Here is a 13,300-nt window from a genome sequence, read left to right as displayed (position 1 = left end):
AATTACGACTTAACAGCCTTTAAATGTTGAAAATTAAAACAAAAAATACTTTTAGTCAATAGATAGCTATAAAAATAAAGTATTCTGATTATTTTTCTAGATATCTATTTTCTCTAAAAGTATTTCTTGTTTTAACACCTTTAAAGGTTGTTATAATAATTTCCTACTGAAAGGAAAACCTACAATAAAAAAATAAATTAGAAGCTCTTATCGAAGTGAGCTGCCTTTCTAACCATATATCCTTTTTTTAACTATGGGCAGTATAATTCCTTTTTAAGTCGTAATTTCTTTATACAGTGAATTTGGATACTAATTCTTGTAAAATCTCTGCCCTATGTTCTGATTCTTCTGATTTTTCCTTTACCTCATTAGCCTTCTCTACTACTATAGAAGATTTATTAGCTATATTAGTAGCGCCCTCTGCACCTTCATTGGCAGCTAGGGCTACAGTATTTATAACTTCCACTATATTTTTTATAGAAGCTAATAGCTCTTCTGAAGTAGCACTTATCCCTTGAGAAACATCATTATAGTAATTAGCATCTTCACTATACATATCCCCAGTTTGAACGAACTTCTCATAATCTTTTATTACTTGTCCATTTATGAATTCTAGTAATTTTTTAGCACTACCAGAAAGATTTCCTACTGAATCTATAACTAAGGCTATTACCTCTTTTATTTGTGAAGCTGTGTTACTAGATTCTTCTGCTAATTTTCTTACCTCATCTGCAACTACTGCAAATCCTTTTCCTGCTTCTCCTGCTCTAGCAGCTTCAATAGCGGCATTTAATGCTAATAAATTTGTTTGATCTGTTATTTCAAGTATAGCTTCAGATAATTCATTTATCTTTTCTACAGATTTAGATTGTTCTATAGCAGAATATAATTCTTTTGCATTATTTTGATACATATGTATAGCATTATTTTTTGAATTTTCTCCACTTACTTTTAACTCTTCTGCTTTCTTACTTATATCTGTAGACCTATTAGCAACTTCCTCTGCTTTTCTTGCTACTCCTTCTATTGCTCTTTCTATCTCAATAGATGTGGCATTTATTTCCTCTGCAGAAGCAGCTGTCTCTTCCATTCCAGCAGATAATTCTTCTGTAGTTGAGGAAACTTCTTCTATATTCATATTTAATTCATTTATTAAACCTACAGCAATCTCACTAAACTCTAGTGATTTTTCAGATTCATTTTTTACACTATTAACCATTCCCCTCATTGATTCTTGCATATTAACAAGAGATTTAGCTAAATAACCTACTTCATCTTTTCTATTAAGTCTTTCTTTAGGAATTTCTGCAGTAAAATCTCCCTCTGAAAAATCATTTAAATATTTCACCATTCTTCCTATAGGATCTACTATAGACCTAGATATAATAGATGCTAATATTATTGCTATTACTATTGCTAATAAAAAAACAGTTAAAAAAATTATTTTTATTTTACCATAATCTTTATCATTATTTGTATTTGTTTCTTCAGCTTCCTTAGAATTTTGTTCTGATAAAGTTCTTAAATCATTATGGAATTGTTCTAAAGATTTACTGGTGCTTATATAAGCTTCATTAGCTTCTTTAAGTTTATTATTATTTATTAATGAAATTATATTAGCTATATTTTTTTCATATTCTGAAAATCCTATTTCTACCTTTTGAAATATACTTTTTTCTTCCTCTTCCATCTCCTGTTTTTTTAAATAGTCCATATTTTCTTTAAATACTTTTTTTCTATTATTAATACTCTTAATTTTTTCATTTAAAACAGATTTATCATTATTTTTAATTATCATATATAATAAATCATTTTCAATGCCTCTAGTTTGATTTCTATTGTCATTAATTAATTTTACAGACATTAACTGATCAGTATACATCTTACTCATTTCTTTGTTACCAGATCTTATATAATAAAATCCTGTAGCAGCTATAATTACTGAAACTAAAATCATTATTAATGTAAGAATTATAATTTTTCCTCTAATTTTTATGTCTTTTAACACTATGTCTCACCTCATTATTTAATTTTTATCCGTTAATTTCACAATTCTAATATACTAAGTGTCCTTCATCTAAAATTGAAGCAAAGTAAAAAATCACTCTAAATTAAGTTTAGCTTTACACATTTAATTTATAAATCCCCTCTAAATTTAAAATATATTCCTAATATTTATGAAATATTTTCCTAATGATAATAAATTATTAATAACCATATAATATTATAAATTAGATAATGCAAAATGAAAGGTTAGGTGATATTTTGAACATTAATTATAAAATAAAAACATTAACTTATAATCTATGTAAATATATTATAAGAATTCTTATTTTTATTAATGTAATAAATAATTTTACAAAAAAAGATTACTATTTTACACTAATTGGAGTTGCTGCTTTTGTATTAACTTTTATACCTTCTTTAATTTTTAAAATAATGAAAATTAAACCTGATAAAAGCTTATACTTGTCTATTATATTTTTTATATTCATTTCTCTTTACTTAGGCACCCTAAATAATTTTTATAGATATGAATGGTGGGATACTATGCTTCATGTTGTATCTGGTATAATAATAGGATTTTTTGCTATTATTATATTAAAAAAGCATAATCCTCACAACTCCATGAACAGTTATAATCCAATTTTTGTATTTATTTTTGTCTTATCCTTTGCAGCCTTATGTGGTGTTATATGGGAAATTTACGAATTTACCATTGACACTTTATTTAATTTAGATATGCAAGGAGTAGAATGTTGTGGTGTTACGGATACCATGGTAGATTTAATAGCAGATCTTGTAGGATCTATAATTTCTTATATTTTTTATTGTTTTACTTATAAAAAACAATAAAAAATTTATTACTAATATTATCGTCTTAAGACTTATTATAATTTAGGTAAATTTATATCTTTTTCATAATAATATAATTATTAGATTTAAARATTAATTTAATATAAAACACTATGCAAGTTTTATCAAATAAAAAAATTGTATAGTGTTTTACTTTATTTATAAGATTTTTATATTGAATATTTTTATTTAAAGTTTGCTTAACAAAACTTATATTTTAAATTTATTAACTAGCTCCATTAAAAGCTCAGCTCTTTCTTTAGATTGCTCTGACTTTTCTTTAATTTACATTCATAAAATCTAATAGCTGTTATGAATTATTAGCAAGTTCTTTTACAGAACTTACTACAGTTTCTGTTATTTTTTGTATTTGTCCCGCTGTATTACTGGATTCTTCTGCTAATTTCCTTACTTCTTCTGCTACTACGGCAAAACCTTTTCCAGCTTCCCCTGCTCTTGCTGCTTCAATAGCTGCATTTAGTGCTAATAAATTTGTTTGATCTGTTATATCAAGTATAGTTTCTAATAACTTATTTATTTCATCCACAAATTTAGTATCTTCTATGGCCTTTGATAATTTTCCTTTATTCATTTCATATACATTCAAAGTATTTTTTCTTCAATTTTCAACCCCAATTTTAAGATCTTTAGCTCTTTTATTTATAGTAATAGATCTATCTGATACTTCCTTTGCCTGTTCTGGAACAGATTCTATAACTCTCTTTCTATTTGATTTGATGTAGAATTCATTTCTTCTGACGAAGCTTCAGTTTCTTCTACTTCAGCGGACAACTGCTCTGTGGTGGATCATACTTCTTCAATATTCTTATTTAATTCATTAAATAAAATTGATATATCAGCATTAAACTCCATAGATTTTTCAACTTCATCCTTTACTTTAAATATCATTTCTTTTATATTGCTATGCATTTTTTTAAGTGAGATAAAAACTATACCAATTTCATCACTTCTATCTAAATATTCATCTGTTATATCCTCAGTAAAGTCCCCTTCAGATAGTAAATTCAAATTATCAGTTTTATTTCCTGCTCATCCAATTTAGTAGATTGTAATGTTTTAAAATTATCATTAAACTTTTTTTTCCCTTACTTTTATATCTTCTATTCTTTTACTTTGCTCTTCTTTGTTATTTTGGTTAAGCATTATGTATAATATGTCCGCTTCTAAAGCCCTAGATTGATTCCTATTATCATTAAGAACTTTACAGATATTAAGTTTTTTCATATAAAGAATTTATATCCCTATTATTCTTCCATATATTAAATACACCTAAAACTCCAACAATTAATATGGACATTAACATTATTATTGTTAATATTAACATTTTTCCTTTAATTTTTACTTTATCCAACATATTGTCCCCCTATTAATTATATTATTGATAAATTTTGTATAAATATCATATATTATACATTATTTTTCACTTAATGTTATATTTTTGTTAAATATTTTCACTTAATTTCATTATTTATAATATTTTTCCATTCTATTTCACCTGTTTACAAAGGTTTTATATGTTTTTTATATAATGTAATTATACTTATAATTCAACTTATATATTATAGATATATATTCCTAATTAATTTACAAATATTATTGACTTATATGTTTATTGGTATAAACTAATAATAAAAGAAATATGTGCTAAGCCAAAGCACATATTGTAAGGAGAGTGTTTTTATGAATGATTTTAAAAAGCTTTTAGAGAAATATGCTGATATAGCCATTAAGATAGGTATAAATATAGAACCTAACCAAACACTTGTTATAAATTCACCTATAGAGTGCGCAGAGTTTGTAAGAATTATAGCTAATAAAGCTTATGATGCTGGTGCAAAAAATGTACACGTAAAATGGAATGATGAGGAACTATCCCTTATAAAATATATGAAAGCTCCCTTTGAAACTTTCCAAGAATTTCCAACTTGGGAAGTAGAGGAATTAGAAAGCTTGGCAAAAGAAAATGCAGCTTTTCTATCTATATCTGCTTCAAATCCTGAATTGTTAAAAAATGTTGATCCTCAAAAAATTGCTACTGCTAATAAAACTAGAGGTAAAGCATTAAAAAAATACTATGAATATATAATGAATAGTTTTGTATCTTGGTGCGTTTTATCTGTTCCTACAAAAGCTTGGGCAAAAAAAGTATTCCCAGACTTAAAAGAAGATATGGCTGTAGAAAAGCTTTGGGAAAACATATTCAATATAGTTAGAATAGATAAAGAAGATCCCGTTAAAGCTTGGGAAGAACATTTAAATAATTTAGCTGATAAAGTTAATTTTTTAAATGATCAAAAATTAACTAAACTGCATTATAAGTCAAAAGATACAGATCTAACTATAGAATTACCTAAAGGACATATATGGTGCGGTGGAGGAGAATATAATAAAAATAAAAGATATTTTGTTGCTAATATGCCTACGGAAGAAGTTTTTACTCTTCCTTTAAAAACTGGTGTAAATGGTATAGTAAAAAGCACAAAACCTTTAAATTATAGTGGAAATCTCATAAATAATTTCATTCTAAAATTTAAAAATGGAAAAATAATAGATTTTTCTGCTGAGGAAGGTTATGAAACTTTAAAAAAATTGATAGAAACAGATGAGGGTTCCTGCTATTTAGGTGAAGTGGCTCTGGTACCTTTTCATTCTCCTATTTCAGATTCAAATATAATTTTTTATAATACACTATTTGATGAGAATGCGTCTTGCCATTTAGCCCTTGGAGAAGCTTATCCTACTTGTATTGAAAATGGTGATAATATGACAAAAGAAGAATTAGAAAAGGCTGGAGCTAACAATTCTTTAACCCACGTAGATTTTATGATAGGATCTTCTGATTTAGATATTATAGGTGAAAATAAAAAGGGCGAAGAAATTGAAATTTTCAAAAAAGGTGATTGGGCATTTTAAATAAAAAATATTATGTTCTATAAAATAACTCTATATAAGATTTATTAAGATACAAACCTTATCCTATAACTAACAATTTTAAAACCCTCTTTTATGCTAGATAAATAAAAATTGTTAGTCTCTAAAGTGATTCAAATAAAATTTATCTTGAATAAAAACTTAATCTAAATTAGGTTTCACCTTATTTTCAAATGAAAAAGATATGAATTTGTAATATTATATCCCAGATTCATATCTTTTCCGTTTTTAATTATTAAATGTTTTATAACAATTTAATTATATTTAATTGAAAGTTTATTTTTTTTAATTAACCTTTTTATTAAATATATTAATTTAAACTAACTAAATAATATTTAGCTTTATCATTGAAACTAATTAATTAGAAAGTTCCTCTAGCCCCACGAATTAGTCTCATATTTATGTCTAATTCTATTTCTGAATTACTTACCACATCATCCCAATTTACTCCAGTGTTTCTACCATATTTAGCCGCTGCCACACTACCTAGGTTTAAAACATCTACCTTGTATTCATTTTGCATTTTATTAATAAATTTATAAGACTCTTTATATATTTTTTGTTCAAATTTTTTTACTACAACGTCTTTTCCTTCTTGATTGCATAATTCATCCTTACAAGACTTACAGTTAATCATATCTCCTTTTATATCTAGTTTTATTACAAATCTATATTTACCCTTTTCTTTATAACATTCTACCTTTCTTTTTATATAACAGTCCATTTCTGCAAAGTTTTTATAATTTTTTTCAATACTAATAATTCCTTTAGTTTTGTCTTCTCTTAGCCTATTTAGCACTTGCATTTCATTTACATCTATTTTTCTTTCCATTTTATCTCCCTTAAAAAGTGCCATTCCTGTGATTTCTATCCCATCCTTTGTTGCTTCTATATAAGGAAGGACTAAACTTTTTCCCTCTGTTTTCATATGGTAATAATTTGCATTAGTAGTATAGGCTTTCACAGGAAAAAAATTATATTGTGGTGAATTTTGAATCAATCCATATATGTAATCTGCAGAATTAGGATATCCCTGTATTTTATAATTTAACATATCTTTTGGGTTTCCAGCACAAACTAATGAAATTGCCTGCGAATTAGCTAAAGGATTAAAAAACAAAAGATTAGTAATTTCATTTATTCCATCATAAGCAGATTTTTCACTAATTAAATAAACTTTTTCATTACCCAATAAGAATTTTCTATTAGATTTTCTTTGTCTATATTGGCGAGTTTTTAAGAGAGTTTCTCCTTTTCCTTCGTGTACAGTACTTGTAGTAGTACCATTTGAATTAAAAATATATGTACTTATAGGTATTTTATAATATCTTATATCATCTATTTTGGTTTGAAAATCATAACCTATTCCAGCGGGTATGTCTAATTCCTCTGCATATTTTATATTGGGATTATAATAATATATATTTAAAGTAATTATTATAATAATTATTATATTAATTCTATTCTTCTCTAAACTTTTCATTAGTTTTTGTACTAGTTGTTTCATTTTTTCCTCCATTCTTTATAAGGGTTATAATAGTTATGATAGTTATAAAAATTAAATTGAATACTAAATAAAATATACTAACACCTTCATTAATTTTTTTAAGGAATATAAAACTATCTAACCTACTAACAATTATAGTAGCAAACAAAAATACTATCATATACAAAATGGTGGAATTTATTTTTTTAAATATACTAGAAAGTGAATAATAAAAAAAATAATTCTGATTAGCTATAGTTTTAAAAATTATACTGCTCCATAAAAACATAAATACAAATTTAAAATTACTTATGCCTGGTATAGAAATTGTTTCTGCAATAGATAACGTAGGCCAATATAAATTTTTTGCTACATCTGCTCCTAAATAATATATAGATACAAAACTTAACCATATATACAAAAAAACTATAATTGCAGTGGCTTCTAAAAATGAGCTCTTTATCTTAGTTTTATCCTTCATTAAGGGAACTATTAAAAAAATAATCTCTATGCCTACAAAAGAATATATAGGTTCTATACTAGCTTTTAAAATAGTGGAAATAGGAGTACCCAATATAGGTTTAATATTTAATATATTTCCTTGTTTTAATGCCAATACAGTTAATAATATTAGTGGAATGGATGCATAAAAAATAACCTCATTTATTCTTCCTAAGGCTCTTATTCCCTTAGAAGCAGTGTATACTGAAATTAATAGTATTGGAATTGCTAATTTATATTGCTCTAAAAATAAAATTAAATAAACTCTTAACATATTGCTTATATTAGCAGCAGTAATGATTATATAAGCTAAAAATTGAATAGTGAATATAAGTCCTAGCAAGTTTCCAAAAAACTTTCCAAAATATGTTTTACTTATTTCTATTATATTAGTATTTTTGTAAGAATTATCTTTAAATATTATAAGGGCACAAAACACCATATAAAATGGATATAAGCTTCCTATAATTACTCCGATCCAACCATCATTGTGAGCTACCTTAGTTAAATTAGCTGGAAGAGATAATATTCCTATCCCTATCATAGATCCCGCTATCATAACCATAGTTTGACTCGTAGTTAAAACATCATTTCTATTATTTTCCATTATCATTCCCCCTAAATTTTTTCCTAAAATCCTTTTGCCGTACAGGATTTTTATTTGGTATAGCCTTTGGTCTTTTATTCATTTTCCATAAAGGAGCTCTCATAAATGTATCCTTCATATCAGATTTCTTAAACTGAAGATATGGAACCCCCATACTATCTAAAGAACATAATTCAACCAATATAAAAAACCACCCTATGGAAACTCCTATTATTCCTAAGGCATTAGTAAGAAACAATATAGGAAATTTTAATATCCTAATGGCCAACGACATTTCAAAATTTGGAATAAGAAAGGTAGCCACCGTAGAAATACCTACCATTAAAAGGGTGGTAGAACTTACAAAATGAGATTTTATAGCCGCATCTCCAATTATAATACCACCAACTACGCTTAAAGTTTGCCCTATCTTTGAAGGTAATCTTAATCCTCCTTCTCTTAAAAATTCTATTATAAGTTCCATTGAAACTATCTCCATTACTGGACTGAAAGCAATCCCAACCCTAGATTGAACAATAGGTTGCAATAATTTATCTGGCAGTAATTCCACATTGAATTTTACGAGAGTTAAATATATAGAGGTTAAACTTAATACTAAAACTACAGCTATTACTCTAAAAAATCTTATAACTGTGGATAACATGAATTTTTGGTTATAATCTTCTACAGTTTGAAAAAATTCTATAAAAATAGCTGGTAAAGTTATCCCTTGCTGAGATCCTTCCATTAATATGCCTATTTTCCCCTCCATGATATTAACTGCCATTACATCTGGTCTTTCTGTAGTAAAAGACTGGGGAAATACAGTATAGGAATTATTTTCTATATATTCCTCTATATACCCTGCGTTTTTTATATGATCTACTTTTATTAAATTTACTCTTTCCATTATCTTATTTACTAATTTCTCATCTGCTATATCCTCTATATATATAATTGCTACTTCTGTTTGTGATCTTTCTCCAACTATAAACCTTTCAATTCTTAAATTTTTGTCTTTTATTCTTCTATTAATTACAGATAAATTACTTTCTATACTTTCTGTAAAAGCCTCCTTAGGCCCTCTTATAGAAGTCTCTATTTCTGGTGGAAGTATAGGTTTATAATCTTTTTTAACAGTGTTAATAATTATAGTATTTTCACTATTAGGAACAAAGACTGCTGTAGATCCCTTCTTTATAAGATCTGTTATTTCTTCATTATCTGTTTTTAAAATAGTATCATCTACACATATATATTTTTCCATTAAAATTTCTGTAATATTTTCTTTACCTGTAAAACTTTCCTCCACATGAAGCATTAATGGTTTTAATATGTAATCACTTATTATATTTCTATCTATTAAATCCTTATCATAAACTAATGCTATTTTTATATTGTTTCCTTTACCTAAATTTATTTTTTTTACATTAAATTTATCCGGAGCATTAAGTTTATCTAAAATAGGTTTTATTTTATCATCTAATTTATCTCTCATTTTTTATCCTTTCTTATATGATTTGTATATACTTATCATATATTATGTGCAGAATCACCAAATTTAATTATATTATTCATAAAATACCTATTTATTTAAATAATTATTTAAATAAATTTCTACTAAAAAACACTATGAAAATTTATTTAAATAWTAAATTTTCATAGTGCTTTTATACTTTATAAATTCTAGTAAACTTAATGTAAAGCATTCTACCATATCTAGAATTAGAAATCCTTTAATATTTTTCTTTTAACATGTTCTTTTATTATATAGCTTGTTTACCTAAAAAATATATAGAGTTATTATTTAACCAGTATTTCCCTGAGCCTTCCATTTCACAAATTAAATTATCTTTAATATAAAATTCGCAAAGCATATTATTTAAATTATAAATATAAATATCTTCTATAAAATACATTCTATCCCCGTATTCATTATAAACGTATCCATTTTGTATAAATCCCCTGTCTAGCATAATGCACACCCTCCATTTGAATAAAATTCCAAATCATATTTATATTATACATCTTTTGGTAATTTTTTTCAATTATTTATAATTAATTATGCATTTTATAATAATTTTATTGAAATTGCTATGGAATTTTCCAAGTAAGAAACTCTTTTTAAGTTGCATATTTGATGTACACACTTAAAAAGAGTTTTTTATATTTAAATAAGTTTATTTTATATAATTATATTTATTTAAAATACATACTAATAAGTATAAAAAATACTTTATTTATTTTTTATAAATTTATCTATAAAATATTTATGAAATCTTGTATCCTCTGTAAGTTCTGGATGAAAAGATGTTACTAAAACATTTTTCTCTTTCGCCGCAACTATATTCTTTCTTACCCTTTTTAATATAGTTACATTAGAACCAACGGTTGTTATATAAGGTGCTCTTATAAACACCAATTCTACAGGTTCTTTATCTATATCTTCTAACATTTCTTCTATAGAAAAACTATTTAATTGACTACCATAGGCATTTCTCTTCACTTTTATATCAATAACTTTAAAGTATGACTCTTTTTGTCCTTGTATATCTTTTGCTAATAATATCATACCTGCACAGGTTCCCCAAACTGGCAAGCCCTTTTCTATTTTTTCTTTTAACGTATCATATATATTAAAATCTTTTAAAAGCTTACCTAATGTTATACTTTCTCCCCCTGGTAATATTATTCCTTGAATATCATCTAAATCCTCTTTATACTTCACTCTAACAGGCTCTACATTCTCTATTTTTTCTAATATTTTCATATGTTCCGCCACAGAGCCCTGTAAGTCTAACACCCCTACTTTTATCATTTTACCAGCCTCTTTCAGCAAATTCTGTTTCTAGCTTACTAATTTCTAAACCTGACATTGCTCCTCCTAAGTTCTCTGAAACCTTAGCTAAAACCTCTGGATCTTTAAAATAAGCTGTTGCTTTAACTATAGCTTTTGCTCTTTTTTCTGGATTATCTGATTTAAATATTCCAGAACCTACAAATATTCCATCACACCCTAACTGCATCATTAAAGCTGCATCTGCTGGTGTTGCTATACCACCTGCTGCAAAATTTATTACTGGAAGTTTACCCTTTTCTGCCACATATTCTACTAAATTAAATGGTGCTCCCATTTCTTTAGCTGCAGTCATTAACTCTTCTTTTGGCGTAAGTTGCAGTTTTCTCATTTCTGAGCTTATAGTTCTCATATGTCTTACCGCTTCCACTACATTTCCTGTACCTGCTTCCCCTTTAGTTCTTATCATAGAAGCTCCTTCTCCTATTCTTCTTAAAGCTTCTCCCAAATTTCTTGCGCCACAAACAAAAGGAACTTTAAAATCTTTTTTATTTATATGGAACAAATCATCTGCTGGTGTTAAAACTTCACTTTCATCTATATAATCTACTCCTATAGCTTCTAATATTTGAGCTTCTACAAAATGACCTATTCTAACCTTTGCCATAACCGGTATTGAAACTGCATTTATTATTTCTTTTATCATCTTAGGATCGGAAGTTCTAGCTACTCCCCCTTGTTTTCTAATGTCTGATGGAACCCTTTCTAATGCCATAACAGCTACAGCCCCAGCTTCTTCTGCAATTTTTGCTTGCTCTGGGTTCACAACATCCATTATAACTCCACCCTTAAGCATTTGAGCTAAATTTTTGTTTAATTCATGTCTCTTTTCCATAAATATATCCCCCTTTTATGCATTTTCAAATTAATCAATATCATTATTTCATAAGATTAGCAACACCTCAATTGTATCCATACATTTAAAATAGAGATTATTTTTTTCTACTTAGTGCTAAAACTATTCTTACGATTTCCCTTATGGATCTTTCACTACTAGATTCAAAATAGAATTTCACCTCCAAATTCCTCTCACTACTAGGTGTACATAAAAAATACTTTTAGAAATTATATCAATTTCTAAAAGTATTTTTAAATAATTATTTAGAATCCATAATAAATTTATTTTTTAACACCTTGAGTATACATATTAATATTAATTGCAAAAAATAAAACATGGATAAACCTAAACATTTCTATTTTTTATAAGGAAATATGAATTCTGGAGTACTCTTATCAATAATTTTAAATTCATAGCCTTGATTTTTATAAAAATTAATTATATCTGGTAAAGCTCTACAAGTATTTTTATTCAGATAATCACAATGCATGAGTAATATAATTTTAGATAATGGTTTTTTTCTTTTAGTTCCCTCTTTATAAAATTTACTTACAGGTGCCTTAGGATTTATACCATCTGTTAATGCCATATTCCAGTCGTATATTTTAAAACCTTTCTCTTCTAATTCCTGTTTAAATTCTTCATCTAACCTTTTTACACTTCCCCCAGGAAATCTAATTATATTAGTTTTAACTCCTGTGGCTCTATAAATTTCATTTTGGCATTTTAACATTTCATCTATAAAAATTTTATTATTCTCATAGATAGTTTTGTAATTATGACTATAAGTATGTAACCCTAAACTATGGCCTTCTTTAACTATTTTTTTTAGAACATCCTCTCTACCCTCAATATATTTTCCTATTATAAAAAAAGTAGCTTTTACATCATTTTCCTTTAAAACGTCAAGTATATTTTCTGTGGTTTTATCACTGGGACCATCATCAAATGTTAGATAAATTTCTTTTTTATCACTTATATCTTCTTTCTTATCAGCCTTAACTTTATAGTTAAATGCAATGAATCCACTAAAAATTAAAGTTAAAAATAAGAGTAAATAAATAGATCTTTTAAGTTTAGTATTCATTTAAACATATACCTCCTAAATTTTTGTTATATTAGTTATTTAGGATTACTCTATTTTTTAGTATTAGTATTATTAATTAAATTATTCCCTTTTAATTTTTCATTATAAATAAAAAACTTATATATTATGTAAAATGT

The 13,300-nt window shown here is 26.2% G+C and carries 13 protein-coding genes and 1 pseudogene; 2 read left to right on the top strand and 12 right to left on the bottom strand.

Features of this window, described 5'->3' with window-relative positions; all coding sequences use genetic code 11:
• Nucleotides 1-289 precede the first annotated feature (289 nt).
• On the bottom strand, nt 290-2,008 hold the full coding sequence (locus ACYUEW_RS15950; RefSeq protein ID WP_003484265.1) for a methyl-accepting chemotaxis protein: 1,719 nt from the start codon (nt 2,006-2,008) through the stop codon (nt 290-292).
• Nucleotides 2,009-2,265: 257 nt separating this feature from the next.
• Between ACYUEW_RS15950 and ACYUEW_RS15945 the strand changes: the two genes are divergently transcribed.
• Nucleotides 2,266-2,856 carry a hypothetical protein gene (locus tag ACYUEW_RS15945; RefSeq protein ID WP_042384493.1) on the top strand — a complete coding sequence of 197 codons (591 nt, stop codon included), beginning with the start codon at nt 2,266-2,268 and terminating at the stop codon, nt 2,854-2,856.
• Nucleotides 2,857-3,214: 358 nt separating this feature from the next.
• Here the strand turns inward: ACYUEW_RS15945 and ACYUEW_RS15940 are convergent.
• From ACYUEW_RS15940 to ACYUEW_RS15925, 4 genes and pseudogenes are all read right to left on the bottom strand, one after another.
• Nucleotides 3,215-3,367 (bottom strand): annotated as a pseudogene (locus tag ACYUEW_RS15940) (methyl-accepting chemotaxis protein); the annotation flags it as partial.
• Between the two features lie 296 nt (nt 3,368-3,663).
• Entirely contained in the window at nt 3,664-3,885 is a 222-nt protein-coding gene (locus ACYUEW_RS15935; protein ID WP_003484259.1) for a methyl-accepting chemotaxis protein, read from the bottom strand.
• 60 nt (nt 3,886-3,945) lie between these two features.
• Complete coding sequence (locus tag ACYUEW_RS15930; RefSeq protein WP_003484257.1) at nt 3,946-4,101, bottom strand: hypothetical protein; 156 nt, start codon at nt 4,099-4,101, stop codon at nt 3,946-3,948.
• Nucleotides 4,088-4,228, bottom strand: a complete 141-nt coding sequence (locus ACYUEW_RS15925) for an MCP four helix bundle domain-containing protein (protein WP_242651466.1) — start codon at nt 4,226-4,228, stop codon at nt 4,088-4,090. The genes ACYUEW_RS15930 and ACYUEW_RS15925 overlap by 14 nt, the downstream gene beginning before the upstream one ends.
• 329 nt (nt 4,229-4,557) lie before the next feature.
• On the opposite strand from ACYUEW_RS15925, the gene ACYUEW_RS15920 reads away from it, so the two are divergent.
• Nucleotides 4,558-5,790 (top strand): aminopeptidase, encoded by a 1,233-nt coding sequence (locus ACYUEW_RS15920; RefSeq protein ID WP_460277265.1) that lies wholly within the window; start codon nt 4,558-4,560, stop codon nt 5,788-5,790.
• Between the two features lie 379 nt (nt 5,791-6,169).
• Here ACYUEW_RS15920 and ACYUEW_RS15915 read toward each other — a convergent pair whose 3' ends face one another.
• From ACYUEW_RS15915 to ACYUEW_RS15885, 7 genes are all read right to left on the bottom strand, one after another.
• The gene (locus tag ACYUEW_RS15915; protein WP_052500390.1) at nt 6,170-7,315 is read right to left on the bottom strand and encodes a Ger(x)C family spore germination C-terminal domain-containing protein; all 1,146 of its coding nucleotides are present in this window, start codon (nt 7,313-7,315) and stop codon (nt 6,170-6,172) included.
• Entirely contained in the window at nt 7,269-8,402 is a 1,134-nt protein-coding gene (locus ACYUEW_RS15910; protein WP_163201547.1) for an endospore germination permease, read from the bottom strand. The genes ACYUEW_RS15915 and ACYUEW_RS15910 overlap by 47 nt, the downstream gene beginning before the upstream one ends.
• Nucleotides 8,392-9,879, bottom strand: a complete 1,488-nt coding sequence (locus ACYUEW_RS15905) for a spore germination protein (protein WP_003484246.1) — start codon at nt 9,877-9,879, stop codon at nt 8,392-8,394. The genes ACYUEW_RS15910 and ACYUEW_RS15905 overlap by 11 nt, the downstream gene beginning before the upstream one ends.
• A gap of 268 nt (nt 9,880-10,147) precedes the next feature.
• Nucleotides 10,148-10,357 (bottom strand): hypothetical protein, encoded by a 210-nt coding sequence (locus ACYUEW_RS15900; RefSeq protein WP_003484243.1) that lies wholly within the window; start codon nt 10,355-10,357, stop codon nt 10,148-10,150.
• Between the two features lie 260 nt (nt 10,358-10,617).
• A complete protein-coding gene (gene pdxT / locus ACYUEW_RS15895) occupies nt 10,618-11,196 on the bottom strand; it encodes a pyridoxal 5'-phosphate synthase glutaminase subunit PdxT (protein ID WP_460277297.1) in 579 nt (192 codons plus the stop codon).
• Between the two features lie 4 nt (nt 11,197-11,200).
• Nucleotides 11,201-12,073 carry a pyridoxal 5'-phosphate synthase lyase subunit PdxS gene (gene pdxS, locus ACYUEW_RS15890; protein ID WP_003484240.1) on the bottom strand — a complete coding sequence of 291 codons (873 nt, stop codon included), beginning with the start codon at nt 12,071-12,073 and terminating at the stop codon, nt 11,201-11,203.
• 358 nt (nt 12,074-12,431) lie between these two features.
• Nucleotides 12,432-13,163 (bottom strand): polysaccharide deacetylase family protein, encoded by a 732-nt coding sequence (locus tag ACYUEW_RS15885; RefSeq protein WP_163201544.1) that lies wholly within the window; start codon nt 13,161-13,163, stop codon nt 12,432-12,434.
• Between the last annotated feature and the right edge of the window lie 137 nt (nt 13,164-13,300).

The sequence above is a fragment of the Clostridium sp. CTA-1 genome (assembly GCF_054768215.1).
Note: the sequence above shows the minus strand (reverse complement) of the source record. Positions and strands in the feature narration are given on the sequence as shown.